This window comes from Enterobacter sp. IF2SW-B1, from assembly GCF_001743375.1.
GTDB lineage: Bacteria > Pseudomonadota > Gammaproteobacteria > Enterobacterales > Enterobacteriaceae > Enterobacter > Enterobacter bugandensis.
This window is the reverse complement of record NZ_MJAA01000008.1, coordinates 66,604-92,058: the sequence shown is the minus strand read 5'-3', so window position 1 is coordinate 92,058 and position 25,455 is coordinate 66,604. Positions and strand designations below refer to the sequence as shown.

Below are 25,455 nucleotides of genomic sequence, written 5' to 3'. Positions count from 1 at the left end.
TTTGGGTGTTAATTCAGAGGGAAATCATTCCCACTCAATCGTAGCCGGTGGCTTACCGCTGATGTCATACACCACCCGGGAAATACCGTTCACTTCGTTGATGATGCGGTTAGACACGCGGCCTAAGAAGTCATACGGCAGGTGCGCCCAGTGCGCGGTCATGAAGTCGATGGTTTCCACCGCACGCAGGGAAACAACCCAGTCGTACTTACGGCCATCGCCCATGACGCCGACGGAGCGAACCGGCAGGAACACGGTGAACGCCTGGCTCACTTTGTTGTACAGGTCAGCTTTGTGCAGCTCTTCAATGAAGATCGCGTCCGCGCGACGCAGCAGGTCGCAGTACTCTTTCTTCACTTCGCCCAGCACGCGCACGCCCAGACCCGGACCCGGGAACGGGTGACGGTAGAGCATGTCGTACGGCAGACCCAGTTCCAGACCGATCTTGCGCACTTCGTCTTTGAACAGCTCGCGCAGCGGTTCAACCAGACCCATCTTCATCTCTTTCGGCAGGCCGCCCACGTTGTGGTGAGATTTGATGACGTGCGCTTTACCAGTTGCGGAGGCCGCAGACTCGATCACGTCCGGATAGATGGTACCCTGCGCCAGCCACTTCACGTCTTCCAGCTTCAGCGCTTCTTCGTCGAACACTTCCACGAAGACGCGGCCGATGATCTTACGTTTCGCTTCCGGATCGTTTTCGCCTTTCAGCGCGTCCAGGAAGCGCTGCTCGCCTTCCACGTGAACGATGTTCAGACCGAAGTGGTCGCCGAACATGTCCATGACCTGCTTCGCTTCGTTCAGACGCAGCAGACCGTTGTCCACGAAGACGCAGGTCAGGTTTTTGCCGATGGCGCGGTGCAGCAGCATCGCGGTGACGGAGGAGTCCACGCCGCCGGAGAGGCCGAGGATCACTTTGTCATCGCCAACCTGCTGGCGGATACGCTCAACGGCGTCGTCGATGATTTTTGCCGGGGTCCACAGGGCTTCACACTGGCAGATGTCACGCACGAAGCGCTCCAGCATGCGCATACCCTGACGGGTGTGGGTCACTTCCGGGTGGAATTGCACGCCGTAGAAGCGCTTTTCTTCGTTCGCCATGATCGCAAACGGGCAGCTTTCGGTGCTGGCAACGGTCACGAAGTCAGATGGGATGGCGGTGACTTTGTCGCCGTGGCTCATCCACACGTCCAGCAGCGGCTTGCCGTCTGCGGTCAGGGAGTCTTCGATACCGCGCACCAGCGCGCTGTCGGTGACAACTTCAACCTGCGCGTAGCCGAACTCACGCTCGTTAGAGCCTTCTACGTGGCCGCCCAGTTGCATCGCCATGGTCTGCATGCCGTAGCAGACGCCGAATACCGGCACGCCCGCTTCGAACACGTACTGCGGCGCGCGCGGGCTGTTCTCTTCGGTGGTGCTTTCAGGGCCGCCGGACAGAATGATGCCGCTTGGATTGAATTCGCGAATCTGTGCTTCCGTGACATCCCACGCCCACAGCTCACAGTAAACGCCCAGTTCACGCACGCGGCGCGCGACCAGCTGAGTGTACTGAGAACCGAAGTCCAGGATGAGAATGCGATGTTTATGAATGTTTTCCGTCATTGACGCTAATTCCGAGGCAAGTGAAACAAAACAAAGCGCCCGGCAGAAGCCGGGCGCGGAAACTTATCAGGAGCCCAGACGGTAGTTCGGGGACTCTTTGGTGATCGTCACGTCGTGAACGTGGCTCTCCTGGATACCCGCACCGCTGATACGTACGAATTCCGCTTTGGTACGCAGCAGGTCAATGGTACCACAGCCGGTCAGACCCATACAGGAACGCAGGCCGCCCATCTGCTGGTGAATGATCTCTTTCAGACGGCCTTTATAGGCCACGCGGCCTTCGATACCTTCCGGTACCAGTTTGTCAGCAGCGTTATCGGTCTGGAAGTAACGGTCAGAGGAACCTTTGGACATCGCGCCCAGGGAGCCCATCCCACGGTAAGATTTGTAAGAACGGCCCTGGTAGAGTTCGATTTCGCCCGGGGATTCTTCGGTACCAGCGAGCATGGAGCCTACCATTACGGCAGCAGCGCCCGCGGCGATGGCTTTAGCAATGTCGCCAGAGAAGCGGATACCGCCGTCAGCGATAACCGGAATACCGGTGCCTTCCAGCGCTTCAACCGCGTCAGAAACCGCAGTGATCTGCGGAACGCCCACGCCGGTCACGATACGGGTGGTACAGATAGAGCCAGGGCCGATACCCACTTTCACCGCGCTGCAACCCGCTTCCGCCAGTGCGCGAGCGCCTGCGCCCGTCGCCACGTTGCCGCCGATGATCTGCAGGTCAGGATATTTCGCACGGGTGTCGCGAATACGCTGCAGCACGCCTTCGGAGTGGCCGTGAGAGGAGTCAATCAGCAGGACGTCAACGCCCGCCGCCACCAGCGCGTCAACGCGCTCTTCGTTACCTGCCCCCGCGCCTACGGCAGCGCCGACGCGCAGACGGCCATGCTCGTCTTTACAGGCGTTCGGTTTACGTTCTGCTTTCTGGAAATCTTTAACGGTGATCATGCCGCGCAGGTGGAAGTTCGCATCCACAACCAGCGCTTTCTCAACGCGTTTTTCGTGCATTTTCGCCAGTACCACGTCGCGAGTTTCGCCTTCGCGGACGGTCACCAGACGCTCTTTTGGCGTCATGTAGACGCTGACAGGCTGGTTCAGGTCAGTCACGAAGCGCACGTCACGACCGGTGATGATGCCCACCAGTTCATTGTCTTCGGTCACTACCGGGTAGCCGGCAAAGCCGTTACGTTCGGTCAGGGCTTTCACTTCGTGCAGGGTAGTGGTTGGCAGAACGGTCTGAGGGTCGGACACGATGCCGGACTCATGCTTCTTCACGCGGCGAACTTCTTCCGCCTGACGCTCGATAGACATGTTTTTGTGGATAAAGCCAATGCCGCCTTCCTGTGCCAGGGCGATAGCCAGGCGCGCTTCAGTCACGGTGTCCATTGCCGCGGAGAGCATAGGAATGTTCAGACGAATGGTTTTCGTCAACTGCGTGCTGAGGTCGGCAGTATTCGGCAGAACGGTGGAATGAGCGGGAACGAGGAGGACGTCGTCAAACGTCAGTGCTTCTTTAGCGATACGTAGCATGGGCAATATCTCTGACCTGGGTGGTTAAATATTGCCGTGGCATTATACAGAGCGTAACCGATTGCATCTACACTTTTTTGAAAAAATGCTTGCGAATGCCTCTCAGCAGGTTACTATCGACTGAATAACTTGCTGATTTAGAATTTGATCCCGCTCACATGTTATCCTCTCAATCCCCCTCAATTTATACTGTCAGCCGCCTTAATCAGACGGTGCGTTTGCTGCTTGAGCAGGAAATGGGGCAGGTCTGGATCAGCGGTGAAATCTCTAACTTCACGCAGCCCTCCTCCGGACACTGGTACTTTACCTTAAAAGACGACACCGCCCAGGTGCGCTGCGCGATGTTCCGTAACAGCAACCGTCGCGTGACGTTTCGTCCTCAGCACGGCCAGCAGGTTCTGGTTCGCGCCAATATCACCCTGTATGAGCCGCGCGGCGATTATCAAATCATCGTTGAGAGCATGCAGCCCGCGGGCGAAGGCCTGCTGCAGCAAAAGTATGAGCAGTTAAAGGCGAAGCTCTCCGAAGAGGGACTTTTCGACCAACAGTTCAAAAAGCCGCTGCCCTCGCCTGCCCACTGCGTGGGTGTCATCACCTCGAAAACCGGTGCCGCCCTGCACGACATTTTGCACGTACTGAAGCGTCGCGATCCTTCCCTGCCCGTCATTATCTACCCGACCGCCGTTCAGGGTGACGATGCGCCGGGCCAGATTGTACGCGCCATTGAACTGGCAAATGCGCGTAAGGAGTGTGACGTGTTGATCGTCGGGCGCGGCGGCGGCTCGCTGGAAGACCTGTGGAGCTTTAACGACGAGCGCGTGGCGCGGGCAATCTTTGCAAGCGAGATCCCCGTGGTGAGCGCCGTCGGACATGAAACGGACGTGACAATTGCGGATTTTGTTGCGGATCTGCGTGCGCCTACGCCGTCCGCGGCGGCGGAAGTGGTGAGCCGTAACCAGCTGGAGCTGCTGCGTCAGCTTCAGAACGGCCAGCAGCGTCTTGAGATGGCGATGGACTACTTCCTTGCCAACCGTACCCGCCGCTTTACCCAGCTTCATCACCGTCTTCAGCAGCAGCACCCGCAGCTTCGTCTGGCGCGTCAGCAGACCGTGCTGGAACGCCTGCGTCAGCGCATGAACTTTGCGCTTGATAATCAGCTTAAGCGCGCGGTGACGCGCCAGCAGCGTGTGACCCAGCGCCTGAACCAGCAGAATCCGCAGCCGAAAATCTATCGTGCGCAAACGCGCATTCAGCAGCTGGAATATCGTCTGGCGGAGACTCTCCGGGCGCGCCTGAGCACCACACGTGAGCGTTTTGGCAACGCGGTGACCCATCTGGAAGCCGTCAGCCCCCTCTCCACGCTGGCGCGCGGCTATAGCGTAACGACAGCAGCGGACGGCAAAGTGCTGAAGCAAACCAAGCAGGTGAACACCGGTGACGTTCTTACCACCCGCCTGTCTGACGGCTGGGTGGAAAGCGAAGTGAAATCAATTAAACCGGTGAAAAAGACGCGTCAGCGCAAAACCGGATAATTCTTCGCCGGTTACTTACTATACTGCTGCTATTCCCTTTTTTAATAAGGAGAGCAGCATGTCCCATCTTCGTAGCGTTATTCCCCCTTATATTCTTCGTCGTATTATCGAAAGCGGTTCCGAACCGCAGCAGCGCTATGCCCGTCAGACCTTAACCCACGTCCAGACGCTGATGGCGCATATGCCGGGCAAACCCGCCGCGCCGCACGTGAATAAAGCCGGTCAGCTTGAGCGCGATATCTACGATGCGAAACAGACCCAGGAGCTGCCGGGTACCCAGGTGCGTTACGAAGGCCAGCCGTCGAATGGCGATGTGGCCGTGGACGAGGCGTACGATTATTTGGGTATCACCCATGATTTCTTCTGGAAAGAATATCAGCGCGATTCGCTCGATAATAAGGGGCTGATTTTGACCGGCACCGTTCACTATGGCCGGGAATATCAGAACGCCTTCTGGAACGGTCAGCAGATGGTGTTTGGCGACGGCGACGGGGAGATCTTTAACCGCTTTACGATTGCCATCGACGTGGTGGCGCACGAGCTGAGCCACGGCGTCACCGAGACCGAAGCCGGGCTAATCTATTTCGAACAGTCAGGCGCGCTGAATGAGTCCCTGTCAGACGTGTTTGGTTCGCTGGTGAAACAGTACCATCTCAAGCAAACCGCCGATAAAGCAGACTGGTTGATTGGTGAAGGGCTGCTGGCCGCGGGCATTAACGGCAAAGGGCTGCGCTCCATGTCTGAACCCGGCACCGCCTACGACGATCCCCTGCTCGGCAAAGACCCGCAGCCCGCGCACATGAAAGATTTCATCAAAACGCGCGAGGATAACGGCGGCGTCCATCTTAACTCCGGCATTCCCAACCGGGCGTTTTACCTGGCCGCGACGGCGATCGGCGGTTACGCCTGGGAAAAAGCCGGTTATGCCTGGTACGACACGGTTTGCGATCGCAATCTGGCGCAGGATGCGGATTTTGATGCCTTTGCAAAACTGACGATAGCGCACGGAGAGAAACGCTCCGGTAGCGACGTTGGGGCGGCGATAAAACAGGCCTGGGAACAGGTGGGAGTGCTGTAAATGCAGGTTCCGGAACTGACGGATGACGCCGTGGTTGAGCTGGCCCGGGAAGGCGGCGTCGCTTTTATTCCTAAGCTGAGCGGCCAGCGTACCATCGCGCTCTCCTCGCTTAATGAGGCCCAGCGCCAGCGCCTGGTGAGCATCCTTGAGCAGGCCTTTCCACGCGGTCAGCCGCCGGGTCAGACGTCGTCACCCGGTAGCGGTGACCAGCGCTATTTCCGCATCCAGATTATCTGGACCGGCCAAAATCAGGCGCACTACGCCGATATCATCGTGCTGGTACCCGAGCAGGAAGCGCCCGAGTCGCTGGTCGAGCTGTGGAAAAAAGGCGAAGACTGCGTGTGCGATTAATCTTCGGCCGGAACAAACTCCACGCGCTTTTTAGAAATTAAGCCGTGGCCGTTCTGGCAGAAATAGTCCACCGCCCCGCAGGCCTTTAAGACCTGGAGTGGCTGATGGCACTCCGGGCAGCGGGCTTCGAGCGCAATATCTTTATTACAGCTGTCGCAGTGCGCCGCCCCGTTCAGGGGTTCAAGCTGTGCCTTGCAATCCGGGCAGGTAATGGTCATGGTGTCTCCTTCAGGGCGTTCAGGTCTGCGATAATTTTACCACGTCTTCAGTGCGGGCCACGCAACTGTTGCTGCAAGGTCAGCAGCAGCGCCACCTCATCGATCCTGCGGCGCGTTGTGCGGCTCACCTCCTGCGGATCGCGCTCAAACAGACTGTATGCGCCAAGAATATGACCGGCAAGACAGCGTTCGTAGATCGTGCCGGGGATATGCCAGCGCTGAATATTCTTACCTTTAACTAGCTCCAGCACATCTTCCGCGCCGCGTCGGTCGTAGTTGATAATGCGGCCGTCGCGTAAATAGAGACGCAGGCCCTTTTGCCCGCCCGCGGGTCCCGCGTATTTATTAAGCCAGATGCCCACCGGCACGCCACTGATGGTTCCCTGCAAGTGCGCCTCGCCTTCCGCGGTGGTCTGGTCACCCTTTGCGATATCGTGGCCCAGGCGGTCTTTAGCCGTTATCACCTGCAGCGTCATATCGTCCTGACCGCCCAGATAGCGCAGCGTTTCACGCAGCATCGCCAGCACGTGCGTTCCGATATCCAGAATCACGCCGTCCGGGTGGCGAAGCGTTCTGGTATCCGGTTCTCCGGTCGCGAAATTGAGCGCGATGGGTTCCCCTGCGGCGTTATATCCGCTCGGCTCCTGCAAAAAACCTTCGATTCTGGCAATGTCAGATACATGGCCGACCAGCGACCGCTTCACCGTTTCGATGCGCGCCATCCAGTGGTCGAGCGCCAGCACGCGGGACGCCACGCCGGGCGGTGCCAGCAGCGCGTTGAGTTTTTCGATTTGAGGAAGCGTGGCGACAATCGGTTTTTCAATCACAATCCGCGGAACCGGCGAGGCAATCGCCAGCTCAAGCACCTCAAGGTGGTGCAGCGATGCGGTGGTAATAAAAAGGGTATCCAGCGGGGTGGCTAAAAGCGCAGCAAGCGAGGCGCAGCGCGTAACGCCTTCAGGGTGCTTTGCGGGGAGAACATCAAAGCCGAAACAACGAACAGCGCCATCGAACAGATTACGTAGTGCGGGCAGATACGCTGTTTCCACTACCGCACCAAGACCAACAAATCCTAACTGCATGGTTTCACCTCAGGAAGTACAGTGCCGGGGCATAACGCCTGCCCCGGCACACTGAGGTTTATGAGGCGCTAGCTGCCGGTTTAGTTTGCGCATTTTCCAGCATGCGGCGCACCGGAACAATGAGGACGATCAGCACTGCGGCACAAATCAGCAGCGCGATGGAGCAGCGCGCGAAGAGATCCGGCAGCATATCCAGCTGGTCGGCCTTCACGTGACCGCCAATCAGGCCCGCCGCCAGGTTACCCAGCGCGCTGGCGCAGAACCACAGCCCCATCATCTGGCCGCGCATTCTCTCCGGCGCCAGCAGGGTCATGGTCGCCAGACCGATCGGGCTCAGGCACAGCTCACCCAGCGTCAGCATTAAGATACTGCCCACCAGCCAGAACGGCGACACGCCCGCCCCGCCGTTGCTTAGCACGTTCTGTGCCGCCAGCATCATCAGGCCAAAGCCCGCTGCCGCACACAGAATACCGATAACAAACTTGGTGATGCTGCTCGGGCGAATGTTCATGCTCGCGAGCTTTGGCCATGCCCAGCTGAACACCGGGGCCAGCAGGATGATGAACAGGGCGTTGATCGACTGGAACCATACCGCCGGAATTTCAAAATCACCGATCATGCGGTTAGTGTAGTCGTTGGCAAACAGGTTGAACGAGGTTGGCTTCTGCTCAAACGCGGACCAGAAGAACGCAGCGGAGACCAGCAGAATAAAGCAGACCAGCAGCCTGGCGCGCTCTTTACGGTTCAGGCCCGCGAAGATGAACAGGTAAATGAAGTAGAGGGCAACGGACGCCGCAATTACGTAGACCAGCACGCTGGCTACCGCGACCGGGTTAATGACAATCACGCCCTGCGCGATCAGCGTCACGAGCGTTGCCACGCCTGCCGCCAGCGCCAGCAGCCAGACGCCCACGCCGTTGCGCTTCACCACCGGGCTGTTCCATGTCGAGTCCAGACCGACTTCGCTGTCGTAGCGCTTCATCGCCGGAACCGCAAACACGCGGAAGATAATCAGCGCCACCAGCATCCCGATGCCGCCAATACCAAAGCCCCAGTGCCAGCCGTGGGTTTTTATCAGCCAGCCGGAAATCAGCGGGGCGATGAACGAGCCCATATTAATGCCCATGTAGAACAGCGAGAAACCGCCGTCACGACGCGCATCGCCTTTTTTATACAGGGTGCCGACCATCACCGAGATACAGGTTTTGAACAGGCCAGAGCCGAGCACGATGAACATCAGGCCGATAAAGAACAGGTTGTTGCCCATGATGGCCGACAGCGCAATCGACAGGTGGCCGAGCGCGATCAGAATCGAACCGTACCAGACGGCTCTCTGCTGGCCGAGCCAGTTATCCGCCAGCCAGCCGCCCGGCAGCGCGGCCAGGTACATGGTACCGGCAAAAATACCGACAATCGCCGAGGCGTTTTCGCGCGCCAGCCCCATCCCGCCGTCATAGACGGTGGCGGCCATAAACAGGATCAGCAGCGGGCGAATGCCGTAGAACGAGAAACGCTCCCACATCTCGGTAAAGAACAGCGAACCGAGCGGATAAGGATGGCCGAAGAAGGTTCGGCTCTCTTTGTGATTAACAGAGGATTGCATAATTCTCCCGAAAGGTATGTGTCGTGCTTGTAAACACCAGCAGGTACGCCGGCCAGTTACGTATCTGACCGATTTTTTACATGCGGCGAAAAGTTAGTTAACCATTTGATAACCAGTCGCTAGTTTTGTCTAGTACCGGACCAGGGACTTTAAGATGAAAATTCGACGATTGTCTACTTTTCTGGATTTAAAGATGGTTGGGAGTGAATAGTGATTGACTTCACACAGAGAGAACCGACGGTATGATTGGGCCAAAAAAAAGCCCGCGATAAACGCGGGCCTTTGTGAGATCGGCAATGATTATTTGCTTTTCTTAATGTGCTTAATCAAACGCTTACGCTTACGCATCTGGTTCGGCGTCAGGGTGTTGCGCTTGTTGGCGAACGGGTTTTCCCCTTCCTTGAACTGGATACGAATAGGCGTGCCCATCACGTCCAGCGATTTACGGAAGTAGTTCATCAGGTAGCGCTTGTAGGAATCCGGCAGGTCTTTCACCTGGTTGCCGTGAATCACCACGATTGGCGGGTTATAGCCACCGGCGTGGGCATATTTCAGCTTCACGCGACGACCGCGCACCAGCGGCGGCTGGTGATCTTCTGCAGCCATATTCATGATACGGGTCAGCATGGCGGTGCTCTGACGACGGGTGGAGCTGTCGTAGGCTTCACGCACGGATTCGAACAGGTTACCGACGCCGCTGCCGTGCAGCGCAGAGATAAAGTGCACGCGGGCAAAGTCGATAAAGCCCAGACGGAAGTCCAGGGTCTCTTTCACCTGCTCGCGCACTTCATTGCTCAGGCCGTCCCACTTGTTGACGACGATGACCAGTGAGCGCCCACTATTGAGGATAAAGCCGAGCAGAGAGAGATCCTGATCGGAGATACCTTCGCGCGCGTCGATGACCAGCAGCACCACGTTGGCATCTTCAATCGCCTGCAGGGTTTTGATAACGGAGAATTTTTCCACCACGTCGGTGATTTTTCCGCGCTTACGTACACCGGCGGTGTCGATAAGGACATACTCACGTTCATCGCGCTGCATCGGGATGTAGATGCTGTCACGCGTAGTGCCCGGCATGTCGTAAACCACCACGCGCTCTTCACCCAGAATACGGTTAGTAAGCGTAGACTTACCTACGTTTGGACGACCGACGATAGCCAGCTTGATCGGCAGATCCTGCGGGTTGAAGTCATCCTCAGGCTCTTCTTCTTCGCCCTCTTCACCGTCTTCGAACTGCGCCCAGTATGCGGCGTCTTCGTCCACCTCTTCCGGCGGGTTCACTTCGTCCACCCACGGCAGCAGAACGGTTTCCAGCAGGCTGGTCACACCGCGACCATGCGATGCCGCAATCGGGTGGATATCCCCCATGCCCAGAGACCAGAAGTCCGCGATAGCCTGATCGGCATCGATGCCGTCAGTTTTGTTCGCCACCAGGAAAGTTGGCTTTTCGCGAGAACGCAGGTGCTTAGCGATTGCGGAGTCCGCCGGCATCAGGCCAGCGCGCGCATCCACCATGAACAGTACGACATCCGCTTCTTCAATCGCCAGCAAGGACTGTTCCGCCATGCGGGTTTCAACGCCGTCTTCTGTGCCATCAATACCGCCGGTATCAATACAGATGAACTCGCGTCCTTCCACCTCTGCACGACCGTACTTACGGTCACGCGTCAGCCCCGGGAAATCCGCAACCAGCGCATCACGGGTGCGTGTTAAACGGTTAAAAAGAGTGGATTTTCCAACGTTAGGGCGCCCGACAAGCGCGACCACAGGTACCATGTTTGAAGCCTCATAAAATTCAAATAAACGTCGCATTCGCGGCGTTTTTAAAAATGTCAAAACGGCTCCTGAGTGAACAGGAGCCGTTTAGTATACTACAACCGCCGGGTAATTAACGCGTGATCGCGTACAGCGTGCCGTCTTTTGCCTGAATCAGCAGTTTGCCGTCAGCCACAACCGGGTCGGTCAGGAAGCCTGAACCGTCCACTTTCTGCTGCGCCACGAAGCGGCCATTCTCTGGATCAACCCAGTGCATATAGCCTTCGCTGTCGCCAACCACCAGGCTACCGTTGTACAGCACTGGCGCGGTCAGCAGACGGTACAGCAGATCGCTTTGCGTCCACAGCGTCACGCCGCCTTCGGTGCTCAGCGCCAGCAGGCGATCGTTCTGGTCAACCATATAGATGCGGTTACCGTCCACGATGAAATCATTCACAGAGCCCAGCTCACGTTTCCACATGATCTGGCCGCTGCGCAGGTCCAGCGCGGTCAGGTTGCCGTTATAGGCCAGGGCGTAAACCACACCATCAACGATAACCGGAGTAGTGTCTACGTCGCTCAGGCGGTCGATTTCCGTTGAGCCAGTGGCCTGCGAGATACGCTGCTGCCAGATCATCTGGCCCTGCTGCATCAGCACGGCACTCACGCGACCGTTGTCACCGCCCACAATGGCAGCGCCAAATGCGGTTGCAGGTGCGGATTCACCGCGCAGAGAGAGCGCAGGCATATCCAGGTTAACGGTCCATTTTACCAGGCCGTCCGCTTCGTTCAGCGCCTGCAGCTGGCCGTTGCTGGTATGAATCAGCACCAGGCCATCGCTCACGACCGGACGTGACAAGGATTCACCGGCTACGGCGGTCTGCCATGCAACAGAACCATCGCTGGCATTCAGCGCGTAAACCTGCGCTTTTTCGCTGCCCACGTAGACATGCCCACCGGAAACGGTCAGGCCGCCAGACAGCAGTGCAGGTTTACGGGAGAACCAGCCGTCTTTTTCCGCCAGGTTAACGGACCACACTTCTTTCCCGTCATCGGCGTTCACCGCTTTCACGGTACCTTTGCGGTCAGCGGCATAGACAACGCTGTCTGCATACGCAGGATGAAGGTTGGAATAGAAATCACCAATCCCACTGCCCACGGAGACATCCCACGCGGTGGATGGGGTAAACTGGTTTTCAACCGTCGGCAGTGGGGACATTTTCACAACGTCTTCTTCGCCACTGAACAGTGAACAACCACTTAATAACGTAACAGAAAGCAGTCCTGGCAGAAGTAATTTACGCAATTGCATCGGGTCCCTCTCAGACGGACAAATTATTTATTTTCATCTGCATCATTTCGCTCAGCGCAGGTGACGCTTTGCTCTCTACGCCAGCTTGCCACGCTTTACGCGCGCCCGCTTTGTCACCTTTGCTCAGCAGTGCTTCACCGCGCAGATCGGCAACGATGGCAGCAAAACCTTCGCCTTTGATGGTATCGAGCGTTTTCAGCGCGTCGTCAGCTTTTTTCTGCTGAACCTGAATACGTGCCAGGCGCAGATTGATCACCGCTTTCAGGTTTTCATCGCTGGCAGCAGCAAGGCCCTGAGACAGCTGAGCAGCGGCTTTATCCAGTTCGTTTTTATCAACGTACTGCTGAGCCACTTCCAGCGCTGCCAGTGCACCGTAGGTGTTTTTGTTGTCAGCGGCAAATTTCTCTGCCGCAGCCAGCGTTTGCGGCTGGTCGGCACGAATCGCGCTAACGGTATTTTCATAGGACAGGGACGCGCCGCGCGCGGAATCCGCCTGATGGTTGTTCCAGTAACGCCAGCCCACCAGCGCACCCACACCTAAAATAACCCCAACAACCAGCGCTTTGCCGTTTTCAGCAAAGAAGCGTTTAATCGCGTCGACCTGATCGTGTTCGTTCTCGTACATTTCCACGCCGTCTTTCTCCTTAGCCCAATAGAGTGCGCAAGTGCGCCGCAACGCCGTCCTGCGTTACCGTTGTCTGCTCACCAGAGCGCAGGTCTTTTACTACCACTTCGCCGTTAGCCACTTCGGACTCGCCCAGCACCAGTGCAATACTTGCGCCCCACTTATCGGCACGAGCAAACTGTTTTTTGAAGTTGCCGCCGCCATGGTTGGTCATCAGCTTAACGCCCGGCAGCGCATCGCGCACGCGTTCGGCAAGCTGCATCGCCGCAGACTGCGTTTCCGCGCCTGAAGCCACCAGGTATATATCGACAACGGAATCTGCTTTAAATTCCGGATTAACTGCCTGAACCAGCAAAACAAGTCGCTCAAGACCCATCGCGAAGCCAACCGCAGGCGCCGCACGACCACCCAGTTGCTCAACCAGACCGTCATAACGGCCGCCGGCACACACGGTGCCCTGAGAACCGAGGCTGGTGGTTACCCACTCAAACACGGTGCGGTTGTAGTAGTCCAGACCGCGCACCAGACGCTGGTTCACGGTGTAGGCAATGCCCGCCGCTTCGAGCAGCTTGCACAGGCCGGTAAAGTGTTCGCGAGACTCGTCGTCCAGGTAGTCACCCAGCGCAGGGGCATCGTTCAGCAGTGCCTGAACATCAGGGTTTTTGGAATCCAGCACGCGCAGCGGGTTGCTGTACATGCGACGTTTGCAGTCTTCGTCCAGCTTCTCTTTATGCTGCTCCAGGAACGCCACCAGCGCATCGCGGTAGTTAGCGCGCGCTTCCAGAGAACCGATTGAGTTCAGTTCCAGCGAAACGTGCTCAGAGATACCGAGGGCGCGCCACCAGCGAGCGGTCAGCATAATCAGTTCGGCATCGATGTCCGGGCCCTGCAGGCCAAAGACTTCCACACCCAGCTGGTTGAACTGGCGATAACGACCTTTCTGCGGACGTTCGTGGCGGAACATCGGGCCGATATACCACAGGCGCTGCTCCTGATTGTACAGAAGACCATGTTCGATGCCGGCGCGTACGCAGCCCGCCGTACCTTCGGGACGCAGGGTCAGGCTGTCGCCGTTGCGGTCCTCAAAGGTGTACATCTCTTTTTCAACCACGTCGGTCACTTCACCGATCGCGCGTTTGAATAACGGGGTCTGCTCTACAATCGGCAAACGGATTTCGCTGTAACCGTAGCTGCCGAGCACCTGCTTCAGCGTGCCTTCAATGCGCTGCCAGATGGCGGTTTCGCCAGGCAGGTAATCGTTCATGCCGCGGATGGCTTGAATGTTTTTTGCCACGTTTATTCTCTTTCTATATACAAAAAAAACCCAAAGAATGGGTTCAATCATACATGGGAAGCGGCACGCTTCCCATCACGTTATTTTTCAACCTGCTGAACGCTGATTCGCTGTGTCTCGTCCATCATCGCGGCTTTGGCGCGGATGCGGGCTTCAAGCTGGTCAATCATGTCACTATTATCCAGACGATCTTTACGAACGCCATCTTCATAGAGACCACTTTTCTTGTTACCGCCGGTTACGCCCAGGGTTGAGACCAGCGCTTCACCCGGACCATTCACGACACAGCCGATGATGGAGACGTCCATCGGGGTGATGATGTCTTCCAGACGCTGCTCCAGGGCATTCACCGTGCCGATCACGTCAAATTCCTGACGCGAACAGGTTGGGCAGGCAATGAAGTTGATCCCACGCGAGCGGATACGCAGCGATTTCAGAATATCGAAACCGACCTTGATCTCTTCTACCGGATCCGCCGCCAGCGAGACGCGCAGGGTGTCGCCGATCCCTTCGGAGAGCAGCAGGCCCAGGCCGATCGCAGACTTCACCGAACCGCTACGCAGGCCGCCCGCTTCGGTGATCCCGAGATGCAGAGGCTGATCGATCTGTTTTGCCAGCAGGCGATACGATTCAACGGCCAGGAAAACGTCAGAGGCTTTTACGCTGACCTTGAACTGATCGAAGTTAAGACGATCCAGATGATCGACGTGACGCATGGCGGATTCGAGCAGCGCCTGCGGCGTTGGCTCGCCATATTTTTCCTGCAGATCTTTTTCCAGAGAGCCGGCGTTTACGCCGATACGGATTGGAATGTTTTTGTCGCGGGCGCAGTCAACCACCATGCGAATGCGTTCTTCATTGCCGATGTTGCCCGGGTTAATACGCAGGCAATCAACGCCGTATTCAGCAACTTTCAGCGCGATACGGTAGTCGAAGTGGATATCTGCAACCAGCGGCACGCTGACCTGCTGTTTGATCAGCTTGAACGCCTCAGCGGCATCCATCGTGGGCACTGAGACGCGGACAATGTCCGCACCTACACGCTCTAATGCTTTGATTTGGTTGACCGTTGCTTCCACATCCGTGGTGCGCGTATTGGTCATCGACTGGACGGCGATAGGTGCCCCATCGCCGACTGGCACATTCCCAACGTAAATCCGTTTCGATTTTCTACGTTGAATCGGAGCCTGGTTATGCATGAAAAATCTCCCGCGTTGCCCGTCTGTTACTGTGCTGCTGATTGTTCGGCATTAACGGTAAGACGTGCAACCTGGTTAGTTCTGATAAAGCGGCTCAGGTCGACAGGTTTTCCTTGATACTGGATCTGTACCGCTGCCGGAGCGCCGATTTTAAGTTTGTAAGGTGCCTGACCCGTTAGGTTTAACGTGCCATCTTTCCGCTGCAGGCCGCTGAACAGTTTTTTACCTGTCGCGTCAGTCACTTCCAGCCAACAGTCAGCCGTGAAGTTCATCACCAGCGCATTTGGATCGGCGGCTGGCGCGGCGGTTGCCGCCGGGTCGGTCGGCAGGGACGCTGCGGCGTTGTTCGCCGACTGAGTCGCTGCAGGGACGTTCGCCGCAGTATCGACATTTGCCTGAGAAGGGGCGACGACCGCGTTTTGATCCTGAGCCTGAGGCGCAGCGGTGTTCGCCGTTGCGGCCGGAGCCTGTGCTGCATCGGTTGCCGGAGCCGTTGTTTGCGGCTCGCTTGAGGCCGCCGCACCGTCGGTGTTCAGCGGAACGCTCTGGGCACCACCATTGCTCGCCTGATTGAGTTCAGCGGAGGATTGATCGGCCATCGTGGTGATCTCTTCCTGCTGCGCCTTGTGGTTTTGCCACCACCATGCGCCGGTCAGGCCTACAACAACAAACAGCACCAGCCAGGTAAAGCTCATCAGCCAGCCATCACGTTTTTTCCGACGTTTCCCCAGGGAGAAAGTTTGCATCGGGGCAACTTTTGCTGCACGAACCGGTGCCTGCTTCTCCATCATTGGCAGTAATTCGTTTTCGGGGATGTGCACCAGTTTTGCGTAAGAGCGGATATAGCCGCGCAGAAATGTTGAAGCCAGATCGGCAGGCGCCTTATCTTCTTCAATATCGCGAACCGTGGAAACTTTCAGGCACAAGCGTTCTGCAACAGCTTGCTGGCTGAGTCCGAGTTGTTCACGGGCGTTGCGAAGACGAACGCCAGTGGAGAGTGCTTCATGTTGGTCGTGAGTGGCTTCAGTATTCATTCGCTACAACTACTGGTACGTGAAAAAAAGGGTTCAGGTGCCGGTGAGTCACAATGCCGCCCGCACCGCGAAACTTCAGGTCAGTTAACCTTGAACAGACAGTATAAGACTGTCAGCCGGTAGATGACAGTGCAGCTCTGCCCGCGTGGCTAAACTGTTGTTACGTCGTTACATACTGCCCGAAACTCATATGAAACGCACCGTAATTATTAATCAAACGTCACGAATCTGACTGATTATTCAGTCAGATTATGCATCACAGCGTAGATAATGCGCCGTGATGCATAATAATCAAACAGCTTTAACTGCAATGGTCTTACCCTGCATGCGTTTACGCAGGGTACGTTTGGTACGGTCAATGACGTCACCGGCCAACTGTCCGCATGCAGCATCAATATCATCACCGCGGGTTTTACGCACGATGGTGGTGAAACCATACTCCATCAGCACCTTGGAGAAACGGTCGATACGGCTGTTCGAGCTACGGCCATACGGCGCGCCCGGGAACGGGTTCCATGGGATCAGGTTGATTTTGCATGGCGTATCCTTCAGCAGTTCAGCCAGCTGATGCGCGTGCTCAGTACCGTCGTTGACGTGGTCAAGCATCACGTACTCGATGGTGACGCGGCCCTGGTTTGCGTTGGATTTCTCCAGGTAGCGACGCACGGCAGCGAGGAAGGTTTCGATATTGTACTTTTTGTTAATCGGTACAATTTCGTCACGAATTTCATCGTTTGGCGCGTGCAGGGAGATAGCCAGCGCAACGTCAATCATGTCGCCGAGCTTATCCAGCGCAGGCACAACGCCTGAGGTAGACAGCGTCACGCGGCGCTTGGACAGGCCAAAACCGAAGTCATCCAGCATGATTTCCATCGCCGGCACCACGTTGGTCAGGTTCAGCAGCGGTTCGCCCATCCCCATCATTACCACGTTGGTGATTGGACGCGTGCCGGTCACTTTTGCTGCACCCACGATTTTCGCGGCGCGCCAGACCTGACCGATGATTTCAGACACGCGAAGGTTACGGTTAAAACCTTGCTGAGCCGTAGAGCAGAATTTGCACTCCAGCGCACAGCCCACCTGAGAAGAGACGCACAGCGTGGCACGATCGTCTTCCGGGATGTAGACGGTTTCAACGCGCTGATCGCCTACGGCAATCGCCCATTTGATGGTGCCGTCTGCCGAGCGCTGCTCTTCCACCACTTCCGGCGCGCGGATTTCAGCCACTTCTTTGAGCTTGTTGCGCAGCACTTTGTTGATGTCGGTCATCTCATCAAAGTTGTCGCTGCAGTAGTGGTACATCCATTTCATTACCTGATCGGCACGAAACGGCTTCTCACCCATATCTTTAAAGAACTCGCGCATCTGCTGACGGTTCAGGTCCAGCAGGTTAATTTTTCCATTTTTATTGGGAACCGCAGGAATGGCGACTTCGGAGGTATTCACTAGTTCAGACATAATTTTTTCCGGCCTCGTTGTTACACGTTGTGGCCCTTGGTGGGTTGAAAAGAAACGCCCCGGAAAGCGGTCTGCTCGTCCGGGGCGTTGCATTGTACAAAGTCTGGCGCAGGGATGCCACGTTTGCACGCGGCATTTACGAAATTATTAGCGAGTGCGCGGGCACACTTCGCCTTCAGCGAAGAAGAACGCGATTTCGCGCGCGGCAGACTCAACGGAGTCGGAACCGTGGGTGCCGTTCTCGGTGAAGCTGTCCGCGTAGTCAGCGCGCAGGGTACCTGCCAGCGCGTTGTCCGGGTTGGTTGCACCCAGCAGATCGCGGTGACGCTGTACTGCGTTTTCGCCTTCCAGCACGGAGACCACGATTGGACCGGAGGTCATGAACTCCACCAGGCCGTCAAAGAATGGACGACCTTCGTGCTCAGCGTAGAAACCGCGAGCCTGCTCAACGGTCAGGTGCAGCATTTTGGTGCCAACGATCTTAAACCCTGCTGATTCAAAGCGAGCGAAGATGCTGCCAATAACGTTTTTTGCCACCGCGTTTGGTTTGATGATGGAAAAAGTACGTTCAATAGCCATGATAACCTCTGTAAAATGTTCTGTTGTTTTGCATACCTGAGTATGGTGTGGCGCGGATTATAAAGAGCAATAGCGCCATTGCCTATGGTTCTGCATAACATTTTTTTAAAATGAGACGAAGATTAGCAACAGGCCGGATTTCGCATACCGTGTTGATGGCGTAAACAGAGCGGGCACTGCTTTTCATCAGGCGTAAATGACCAGAACTGGCGCTGGCACGTCAGGCAAACTGCTTTATATGCGGGAGTGGACACGTTTTTTGCCGGTCCATCTGTTTCTGCGACGTTTATGGCCTCGTGCTGACATACTGCCTCACAGCCACCGCAGCCGGTACAGCGCCCGGTCTCCACCACCAGCGCGGCGTTCTCAAACCGAATCGCGTTTTCCGGGCAGCTTCGCCAGCACGCACCACACAGCACGCACTTATTAATATCGAGTGCGATATCTGACTCGCTAAACGTCGAGAATGCCCTGCGCAGCTCCCGCGGCCCCGGGGAAACGCGACAGGCTTTTACATCCTCGCGGGGAACGTACATCAGCGCACGGCGAGCGATATTCACCTCGCCGATCGGTATGAGCTTAAACCCCCACTCCGCTTCACCACGGCGACGAAGCGCAAGATTAAGCCGGGCAAGCGCCAGCAGCCAGTCAGGGTATTGCTCTGCGTCGATACTGATAAAACGAACCTGGCGTTGCGCGTGCCACAGCAGCAGTTCATTCACCCCAGGTGCGCGTTCAGTAAAAGGCCCAACAAGGGTATCTCCACGCAGAAATCGCTTTCGCGGCGCGATGCCGGTAATGGCCCCGGAGGGGCAGACGAACAGGCAGTCACCGCATTCAATACAGCGATTTTCATCAACCGAGACGCCGGTTTCCGTAAAAGAAAAAGCCTGCGCTGGACAAACGTCCGCGCAGGCGCAGCAGGAAGCGTGGCGAAAACGGCGACGGACGCACGCATGCGTCACGTCCATCGCCGGGGCAAACGTCAATCTGCCCATCAGCCAATACTGAAGAAAACGAAGCGCAGCATCAGCTCACCCACAATCAGCAAGGCGCTGCCCAGCAGCAGCGTGCCGCGCGCCGCTTTCAGGCCGCCCGCAGCAAAGCAGAGCATACCTGCAACGGACACGCACCAGCTCAGCAGATGTACCGCGCGCAGCTGTTCGAGCATCCGTAGCGGGGCGTGAGGGAACGTCACCACGGTATTGTCCATGGCAGTGATGTCTGCCAGCCAGACGGGCTGCATCACCAGACGCACAAGCACCACCAGCGTGATAATGACAACCGCCGCACGCAGGGTAGTCTGGGAACGCATCCCAACTGCCATGCAGGCTGAACCGATGATACCCACCGAGCCGATAAACAGTACCAGCGTGTTAATGTGCTGCCAGGTCACCACGGACGCGTGCATGTAGATTTGTGCCATGCAGAACACGTCCACCAGCCCGACAAGACCCGCCACGGCCAAAAGCAGCTTCCAGCCAGGCTTATTGGAAAACATCAGCAGCACGGCGAGGCCAAGCGCCGCCAGGTAAAGGCTGGCGAAGATAATCTCGCGGCTCAGCCATGAGCTGGAGACGTGGCGTAGCGCGTTCAGGGCGTTGAGCGGATAGCCCATATGCAGCGCTGAGGCGAGCAGCCCCAGGCTCGCCAGTACAAACGCCCCAGCGGCAGGCAGCAGCGCGCTACGCGGTGTAGTATGCGCCCCTCCGAACGCCAGCCAGAGCGTCACGCCAACCGATCCCTGCAGGAACAGCGTAAAAATCAGCAGCGGTAACTCATGCATGACGTTTCCCCTCTTTCTCTGCGCCCTGATGCGCTTTGATCACCAGGTTCGGTTTTGTAATCGAGGAATCAGGCAAGCCCTTCACATCGCATACCGCACCGTATTTCGCCCGAAGTTCATCAATAGGCCCAAATTTGATCGCCTCAAGCGGACAGGTTGCCACGCAGACGGGCTGCTCGCCCTTCGCCTGCAGATCCACGCAAAAATCGCATTTGGACATCTGCCCGGTCTGCTCGTTGAGCTGTGGCGCGCCGTAAGGGCAAGACCACGCGCAGTAGCCGCAGCCAACGCACTTGTCCGTATCAACGCGCACGATGCCGTCGCCCGGACGCTTGTGCATTGCGGTGGTCGGACAGTTTTTGGTGCAGATCGGGTCCGCACAGTGGTTACAGGAAATAGAGAGCGTGTAGGCAAAAACGTTGTTGCTAACGCCGCCCTGCCCGGTTGGGATGAAATTCCCGCCGTTGACTTCGTATACGCGACGGAAACGACGTCCGACCTCAAGGTTGTTTTTGTCTTTGCACGCCACCTGGCATGCCTTGCAGCCCGAGCAGCGGGAAGAGTCAATATAGAAACCCAGCTGTTTATCGCTCACCGGCGCGTAGTGTTTAAACTGACTCATGCTTTAGCTACCTCCACCAGCATGGTTTGATGGGAATTCCCTTTCGCAAGCGCGGTAATACGGGCAGAGCTGAGCACGTTCGCGCAGCCGCCTTTATCGACGCCCTGTTCGTCCGGCTGCCACCAGGCGCCTGCCTGCATGGCAACAACGCCCGGAATGATGCGCGGCGTGACTTCAGCCGGAATTTCACAAATGCCGCGCGCGTTATGAATGCGCACGGTATCCCCCTGGGAAATGCCGCGCTTTTGCGCGTCCTGCGGGTTGATCCACAGCTTTTGCTGCTGCGCCTCAATCAGCCACGGGTTGGCGTACTGGGTTGAGTTAGCACGGTTTTTCCCTTTCCAGGTGATCAGCTGCAGCGGGAAGGTTTTCGCCAGTTCGTCTTCCGGCCCTTCGTGGGCGGGCACGTAGTGCGACAGCGCCGGAATCTCCGGATGGTGCATGTCGTACAGACGCTTCGAGAAGATCTCAATTTTCCCGGACGGCGTCGGGAACGGATGATTTTGCGGATCGCGAATATTGTCTTCAAAAGCGACGAACGGCGCGCTTTTGAAAAGATGCTGGCGCGTCTTTTGTAGCGTCGCGAAGTCCGGCAGGTTTTCATCTGGCATGGAGAGCCGCGTCTGCTCCCAGATGTGCTCAATCCACGCTTTTTCGTCACGGCCCTCGCTGAATGCAGGTTCGACGCCAAGCTTAGCAGCAACTTCCCGCAGCCAGTCGTAGTCTGAACGGCGTTCGAATTCAGGTTCAATCAGCTTTTCCGACAGGATCAGATAGCTTGCCGTACCCCAGGTTTCGCCAATATTCCAGCGTTCCATAAAGCTGGTTTCCGGCAGGAGAAGATCGGCGTATCGGGCGCTCGGCGTCATAAACAGATCGCTTGCCACGATAAACTCGATTTTCGACTCGTCTTCCAGCACGCGCGTCGCCTGATGCAGATCCGGGTTCTGGTTAGCCAGATAATTTCCCGCCAGCGAGAAGAGGATGCGGATATTGCTGTCCAGCTTCTCTGCATCCTTCAGGCCGTCTTCCGCCGTTACCTTAGAAGCATCATCGGCGGCCTGCACCCAGTTCATCACCGATATTTTGGCTTTTACCGGGTTATCCGGCATCTCCGGCCCGGTAGCAAATTTACGATTAGCGCAGCCGCCATAGCCTGCCGCCCAGCCGCCCTTCACCCCAACGTTACCCGTCAGCGTTGCCAGTAACGTCGAGCCGCGCGCGGTGCGCTCGCCGCAGTTATGGCGCTGCGGTCCCCAGCCCTGAATCAGCGCGGCGGGTTTGGTGGTTGCGTAGTCGCGCGCCAGCTGACGAATGGTCTGCGCAGGCACGTGGGTGATTTTCTCTGCCCACTCGGGCGTTTTCGCCACGCCATCTTTTGCGCCGCTCAGATAAGCCATCAGGGATTCATTGGCCGGAACGCCTTCCGGCATGGATGCTTCGTCAAAGCCCAGGGTATAGCGCTGAATGAAGTCGCGATCGTGCAGATTCTCCGTGACGATCGTGTACATCATGGCGTCCATCAGGGCGTTGTCTGTTGTGGGAAGCAGCGGGATCCACTGGTCAGCCAGGGAGGAAACCGTATCGGAATAGCGCGGATCGACAACGATAAAGCGTGTGCCGTTTTGCTTCATCTTCTGATAGAAGTAGTTGCTGTGACCAAAGATCGTTTCCGTCGGGTTATGTCCCCAGAGAATGACCAGTTTGGTATCCAGCAGCGTGTCCAGAGAGCTGCCGCTGGCGGCGGTGCCGTAGGTATACGGCGTGGCTGCCGCCGTGTTGCCCATACTGACCGAGTGATAGCTTTCAAGATAGCCGCCGGTTAAGTTGAGCAGACGACGAACCATTTTATCGCCGGAAAACGTTCCGCCGGATACCGCAGTGCCCACATGCACATAGCGTGAGGCAGCGCCGTATTTTTGCGTAATCGTTTTTAATTGATTCGCAATAAGCGTGGTGGCTTCATCCCAGGTAATACGCTCGAATTTTCCTTCGCCACGTTTACCCACGCGTTTCATTGGATATTTAAGCCGATCGGGATGATAAACAAATTTCCGATAAGCGCGGCCACGAACGCAGGCGCGCATAACAGGCATTTGAGGATCCAGTTCATTATCCGGACGCGTTGAAATTCTTGTGACTACGCCCTCACTGACGTGAGCGCGAATATCACATTTACCGCCGCAGTCAAACGTGCTGCAGGTTTGCACCACTTTTTCTTCAGGCGTCGCGTGTGTTGCCGCCGTACTCTGTGGCTGTGCTTTACCTGTTGTCGCTACAAAAGGAAGGGCGGCGAGCGCCGACCCTGCCTGAATAAAATGACGCCGGGATAGCGCGGGAATAAGCCCCTCTCCCTGATTTTTATTTTTCTTCATTGCTCGTTCCTTAAAATAAAAACGCATTCTCGTTTTTTTTCAGGAACGAATATTGATAATTATCAAACTAACTCTTCGGGGGTAACACTTAACGGTCTAATTCAAAATTCACCGTCGCCGTTTGTCCTGAGTCATCCATTACAAGTAATTGATATTCGCCAGGCAAATATAATTTTAATGAATGAGTATTATTGCGGCCTTCTAACGGTTCTCCATTTAAAAACCACCAGCGCCCACCTTCTCCTCCAGTCGTAATAACAGATAGCGTCACGTTCCCTTCACCAGGGAGTCGCTTAATAACAGCCCCCTCTCTGATACCCGAAATCATAAGCGGTGCTGCATTGTTATTATCCAGCGGCGGGCAGAGCGTCGATCTCGCAGGAAGACGCGCAGCCCTTTTTTCCGCTGCGGGCAGCCACGGCTCCAGCGGCAGCGGCCAGACGTCGAGAACTTTTTCTGTGGCATCAGGGCAATCTGCCGCCACACGCTTGCCCGTTTTATCCAGCCAGACCGGGAAACGAATGCCGCGAATGCCTTCCTGTTCCGGCAGCAGCAGCGTGGGTGGTTCACTCCCTTCCAGCAGCCAGGTCGAAAGACGACGCCGACAGTTTTCACTGCCTTCCGGCAGCGACTGGCCGCCCGGCCAGCAGATCACGCCCCGCCCAACGCTTTCCGGGCGCGGATCGCGCGGCAGGCGGGCCTCGTCTATTGTCGAGCGTGACTGAAGCAGGTTATTCACCTGGTTTAATAGCGGAACCGCGCTGGCAAAACCAAACTGCCCCGCTACCGGCGTGCCGTCAGGTCGTCCGGTCCATATGCCGATGACGTAACGGGCATTCAGACCGATGGCCCAGGCATCGCGGTAGCCATAGCTGGTGCCCGTTTTCCACGCCAGCGGCGCAATTTGCGGCAGCGCACTGTCCGGCAGCGGCTGCGCTTCATTCGCCAGAATACGGCGAATAATCCACGCCGAACCTGGCGATAACAGCGGGCGTTCAGTTAGCGGGTCGCCCGGCTGTAAGCGCAGCCGGCCCGCCTTGCCATGCCTTGCAAAGGCGCTGTACGCGGCGGCGATATCTGCCAGCCTCGCGCCTGCGCCACCCAGGATCAGCGACAGATTCGGCTGCGCTCCGGCAGGCAGGATCAGCGGCAGGCCTGCGTTACTCAGCATCCCGGCAAACCGTTTGGGACCGTAGGCTTCCAGCACCTGGACGGCTGGCAGGTTGAGCGAGCGCACCAGCGCTTCACTCATGCTGACCGGCCCGTGGAACCCGCTGTCAAAATTTCCCGGGCGATAATCACCGGTTTTTCTGGGCACGTCCTGAAGCAGCGAGGCGGGATGGATCAGGCCATCATCCAGCGCCATACCGTAGATAAACGGTTTCAATACCGAACCCGGGGATCGGATCGCGTTAACCATATCCACATGGCTGAAACGCGTGTCATCATTGATATCCACCGAGCCGACCCAGCCGCGCACCTTCATGTCGGTATGATCGACCACGATCATCGCCAGCGAACTGCGTGCCGGCAGGCGGGATTTCCAGTTCATCGCCAGCTCTTCCAGCTGCCGTTGCAGTCCGGCATCCAGCGTAGTGACAATCTTTGTGTCGCGGCTTTTGCCGAGCATCATGCGTGCAAAGAGCGGCGCCAGCTGCGGCATCTGCCGGGGAGCCAGCCATACAGGCTCTTCACGGGACTCCTTCACCTGCTTTGCTGACCAGACGCCCTGAATCATCATGCGATCGAGCACTTTGTTGCGTGCCGCTTCGGCCCGCTCGGGCCAGCGATCCGGGCGCAGACGGCTGGGTGCCTGCGGCAGTACCGCCAGCAACGCCGCGTCGGAGTAGCTCAGCTGCGACGGGGGTTTCCCAAGGTAGGTCCAGCTTGCTGCTCCCACGCCCTGCAGCGTGCCGCCAAACGGAGCACGATTGAGATAGAGCGTAAGAATGTCACGCTTAGAGAGGTGCCATTCCAGCTGCATCGCCCGCCAGAGCTGGCGAATTTTGCCGCCAAAGGTGCGCGGATGCGGATCCAGCAGGCGTGCCACCTGCATGGTAAGCGTGCTTCCTCCCGAAACCACTCTTCCGGAACTGAGATCCTGCCAGGCGGCGCGCAGGACAGAGAGCGGGTTTACGCCCGGATGCTCCCAGAACCAGCGATCTTCGTACTGGATCAGAGCCTCAAGATAACGGGGAGAAACCTCTTCAATGGTCACCGGGTAGCGCCAGATGCCTTCGCTGTCGGCAAAACGCCAGAGCGGCGCGCCCTTCTCGTCCACCACAACTCGTGCGGGGTTAACCTCTTTCAGAGGCAGCGGCCACAGGCGGTCTGCGGCGACAATCAGCCCCCCTAAAACGAGAAGCGCTCCCGCCAGCCAAAGCCAGCGGGAGCGTGTCAGACGCGCTATCAACATA

General features: G+C 57.1%; 21 protein-coding genes. 3 read left to right on the top strand and 18 right to left on the bottom strand.

Annotated features, from left to right (window positions below; genetic code table 11):
* Positions 1-24 precede the first annotated feature (24 nt).
* Both guaA and guaB read right to left on the bottom strand, forming a co-directional pair.
* Positions 25-1,602 carry a glutamine-hydrolyzing GMP synthase gene (guaA, locus tag A6013_RS16365; protein ID WP_003860599.1) on the bottom strand — a complete coding sequence of 526 codons (1,578 nt, stop codon included), beginning with the start codon at positions 1,600-1,602 and terminating at the stop codon, positions 25-27.
* A 66-nt stretch (positions 1,603-1,668) separates the two neighbouring features.
* On the bottom strand, positions 1,669-3,135 hold the full coding sequence (gene guaB / locus A6013_RS16360; protein ID WP_069733435.1) for an IMP dehydrogenase: 1,467 nt from the start codon (positions 3,133-3,135) through the stop codon (positions 1,669-1,671).
* A 158-nt stretch (positions 3,136-3,293) separates the two neighbouring features.
* On the opposite strand from guaB, the gene xseA reads away from it, so the two are divergent.
* The 3 genes from xseA to A6013_RS16345 are packed head-to-tail and all read left to right on the top strand — an operon-like array spanning position 3,294 to position 6,096.
* The gene (gene xseA / locus A6013_RS16355; protein ID WP_047368089.1) at positions 3,294-4,667 is read left to right on the top strand and encodes an exodeoxyribonuclease VII large subunit; all 1,374 of its coding nucleotides are present in this window, start codon (positions 3,294-3,296) and stop codon (positions 4,665-4,667) included.
* A gap of 58 nt (positions 4,668-4,725) precedes the next feature.
* Positions 4,726-5,745, top strand: a complete 1,020-nt coding sequence (locus A6013_RS16350) for a M4 family metallopeptidase (RefSeq protein ID WP_028014052.1) — start codon at positions 4,726-4,728, stop codon at positions 5,743-5,745.
* Entirely contained in the window at positions 5,746-6,096 is a 351-nt protein-coding gene (locus A6013_RS16345; RefSeq protein WP_028014053.1) for a protealysin inhibitor emfourin, read from the top strand. It abuts the gene before it with no gap.
* On the opposite strand, the gene A6013_RS16340 is transcribed toward A6013_RS16345, so the two are convergent.
* The 16 genes from A6013_RS16340 to pbpC all read right to left on the bottom strand — a co-directional run bounded on the left by A6013_RS16340 (position 6,093) and on the right by pbpC (position 25,454).
* Entirely contained in the window at positions 6,093-6,314 is a 222-nt protein-coding gene (locus A6013_RS16340) for a zinc ribbon domain-containing protein (protein WP_069733434.1), read from the bottom strand. The two genes, A6013_RS16345 and A6013_RS16340, sit on opposite strands and share 4 nt — an antisense overlap.
* A 47-nt stretch (positions 6,315-6,361) precedes the next feature.
* Entirely contained in the window at positions 6,362-7,396 is a 1,035-nt protein-coding gene (locus A6013_RS16335) for an oxidoreductase (protein WP_069733433.1), read from the bottom strand.
* Positions 7,397-7,454: 58 nt separating this feature from the next.
* Positions 7,455-8,999, bottom strand: a complete 1,545-nt coding sequence (locus A6013_RS16330; protein WP_045630992.1) for a peptide MFS transporter — start codon at positions 8,997-8,999, stop codon at positions 7,455-7,457.
* A 300-nt stretch (positions 9,000-9,299) separates the two neighbouring features.
* Entirely contained in the window at positions 9,300-10,775 is a 1,476-nt protein-coding gene (der, locus tag A6013_RS16325) for a ribosome biogenesis GTPase Der (protein WP_028014057.1), read from the bottom strand.
* A gap of 112 nt (positions 10,776-10,887) precedes the next feature.
* Positions 10,888-12,066: an outer membrane protein assembly factor BamB gene (gene bamB, locus A6013_RS16320; protein WP_069733432.1), complete on the bottom strand. Its 1,179-nt coding sequence runs from the start codon at positions 12,064-12,066 to the stop codon at positions 10,888-10,890.
* Between the two features lie 10 nt (positions 12,067-12,076).
* Complete coding sequence (locus A6013_RS16315; RefSeq protein ID WP_028014059.1) at positions 12,077-12,697, bottom strand: YfgM family protein; 621 nt, start codon at positions 12,695-12,697, stop codon at positions 12,077-12,079.
* A 13-nt stretch (positions 12,698-12,710) separates the two neighbouring features.
* Positions 12,711-13,985 (bottom strand): histidine--tRNA ligase, encoded by a 1,275-nt coding sequence (gene hisS, locus A6013_RS16310; RefSeq protein ID WP_028014060.1) that lies wholly within the window; start codon positions 13,983-13,985, stop codon positions 12,711-12,713.
* A gap of 80 nt (positions 13,986-14,065) precedes the next feature.
* Complete coding sequence (ispG, locus tag A6013_RS16305) at positions 14,066-15,184, bottom strand: flavodoxin-dependent (E)-4-hydroxy-3-methylbut-2-enyl-diphosphate synthase (RefSeq protein ID WP_025757688.1); 1,119 nt, start codon at positions 15,182-15,184, stop codon at positions 14,066-14,068.
* Positions 15,185-15,210: 26 nt separating this feature from the next.
* Positions 15,211-16,218 carry a cytoskeleton protein RodZ gene (gene rodZ, locus A6013_RS16300; protein WP_069733431.1) on the bottom strand — a complete coding sequence of 336 codons (1,008 nt, stop codon included), beginning with the start codon at positions 16,216-16,218 and terminating at the stop codon, positions 15,211-15,213.
* Positions 16,219-16,509: 291 nt separating this feature from the next.
* Entirely contained in the window at positions 16,510-17,676 is a 1,167-nt protein-coding gene (locus tag A6013_RS16295) for a bifunctional tRNA (adenosine(37)-C2)-methyltransferase TrmG/ribosomal RNA large subunit methyltransferase RlmN (protein ID WP_069733430.1), read from the bottom strand.
* A gap of 147 nt (positions 17,677-17,823) precedes the next feature.
* Complete coding sequence (gene ndk / locus A6013_RS16290) at positions 17,824-18,255, bottom strand: nucleoside-diphosphate kinase (RefSeq protein WP_003860625.1); 432 nt, start codon at positions 18,253-18,255, stop codon at positions 17,824-17,826.
* Between the two features lie 122 nt (positions 18,256-18,377).
* Positions 18,378-19,253 (bottom strand): 4Fe-4S dicluster domain-containing protein, encoded by an 876-nt coding sequence (locus A6013_RS16285; protein ID WP_069733429.1) that lies wholly within the window; start codon positions 19,251-19,253, stop codon positions 18,378-18,380.
* Positions 19,253-20,041 (bottom strand): DmsC/YnfH family molybdoenzyme membrane anchor subunit, encoded by a 789-nt coding sequence (locus A6013_RS16280; RefSeq protein WP_028014064.1) that lies wholly within the window; start codon positions 20,039-20,041, stop codon positions 19,253-19,255. The genes A6013_RS16285 and A6013_RS16280 overlap by 1 nt, the downstream gene beginning before the upstream one ends.
* A complete protein-coding gene (locus A6013_RS16275; protein ID WP_003860631.1) occupies positions 20,034-20,663 on the bottom strand; it encodes a DMSO/selenate family reductase complex B subunit in 630 nt (209 codons plus the stop codon). Before A6013_RS16275 ends, A6013_RS16280 begins: the two co-directional genes overlap by 8 nt.
* Positions 20,660-23,038: a DMSO/selenate family reductase complex A subunit gene (locus tag A6013_RS16270; RefSeq protein ID WP_069733428.1), complete on the bottom strand. Its 2,379-nt coding sequence runs from the start codon at positions 23,036-23,038 to the stop codon at positions 20,660-20,662. Before A6013_RS16270 ends, A6013_RS16275 begins: the two co-directional genes overlap by 4 nt.
* Positions 23,039-23,126: 88 nt before the next feature.
* Positions 23,127-25,454 (bottom strand): peptidoglycan glycosyltransferase PbpC, encoded by a 2,328-nt coding sequence (gene pbpC / locus A6013_RS16265; protein ID WP_045630989.1) that lies wholly within the window; start codon positions 25,452-25,454, stop codon positions 23,127-23,129.
* Position 25,455: the final 1 nt, after the last annotated feature.

Coding starts and splice junctions, on each gene's coding strand:
- guaA (WP_003860599.1), bottom strand. CDS start 1,602: ATGACGGAAAACATTCATAAACATCGCATTCTCATCCTGGACTTCGGT.
- guaB (WP_069733435.1), bottom strand. CDS start 3,135: ATGCTACGTATCGCTAAAGAAGCACTGACGTTTGACGACGTCCTCCTC.
- xseA (WP_047368089.1), top strand. CDS start 3,294: ATGTTATCCTCTCAATCCCCCTCAATTTATACTGTCAGCCGCCTTAAT.
- A6013_RS16350 (WP_028014052.1), top strand. CDS start 4,726: ATGTCCCATCTTCGTAGCGTTATTCCCCCTTATATTCTTCGTCGTATT.
- A6013_RS16345 (WP_028014053.1), top strand. CDS start 5,746: ATGCAGGTTCCGGAACTGACGGATGACGCCGTGGTTGAGCTGGCCCGG.
- A6013_RS16340 (WP_069733434.1), bottom strand. CDS start 6,314: ATGACCATTACCTGCCCGGATTGCAAGGCACAGCTTGAACCCCTGAAC.
- A6013_RS16335 (WP_069733433.1), bottom strand. CDS start 7,396: ATGCAGTTAGGATTTGTTGGTCTTGGTGCGGTAGTGGAAACAGCGTAT.
- A6013_RS16330 (WP_045630992.1), bottom strand. CDS start 8,999: ATGCAATCCTCTGTTAATCACAAAGAGAGCCGAACCTTCTTCGGCCAT.
- der (WP_028014057.1), bottom strand. CDS start 10,775: ATGGTACCTGTGGTCGCGCTTGTCGGGCGCCCTAACGTTGGAAAATCC.
- bamB (WP_069733432.1), bottom strand. CDS start 12,066: ATGCAATTGCGTAAATTACTTCTGCCAGGACTGCTTTCTGTTACGTTA.
- ispG (WP_025757688.1), bottom strand. CDS start 15,184: ATGCATAACCAGGCTCCGATTCAACGTAGAAAATCGAAACGGATTTAC.
- rodZ (WP_069733431.1), bottom strand. CDS start 16,218: ATGAATACTGAAGCCACTCACGACCAACATGAAGCACTCTCCACTGGC.
- A6013_RS16295 (WP_069733430.1), bottom strand. CDS start 17,676: ATGTCTGAACTAGTGAATACCTCCGAAGTCGCCATTCCTGCGGTTCCC.
- ndk (WP_003860625.1), bottom strand. CDS start 18,255: ATGGCTATTGAACGTACTTTTTCCATCATCAAACCAAACGCGGTGGCA.
- A6013_RS16285 (WP_069733429.1), bottom strand. CDS start 19,253: ATGGGCAGATTGACGTTTGCCCCGGCGATGGACGTGACGCATGCGTGC.
- A6013_RS16280 (WP_028014064.1), bottom strand. CDS start 20,041: ATGCATGAGTTACCGCTGCTGATTTTTACGCTGTTCCTGCAGGGATCG.
- A6013_RS16275 (WP_003860631.1), bottom strand. CDS start 20,663: ATGAGTCAGTTTAAACACTACGCGCCGGTGAGCGATAAACAGCTGGGT.
- A6013_RS16270 (WP_069733428.1), bottom strand. CDS start 23,038: ATGAAGAAAAATAAAAATCAGGGAGAGGGGCTTATTCCCGCGCTATCC.
- pbpC (WP_045630989.1), bottom strand. CDS start 25,454: ATGTTGATAGCGCGTCTGACACGCTCCCGCTGGCTTTGGCTGGCGGGA.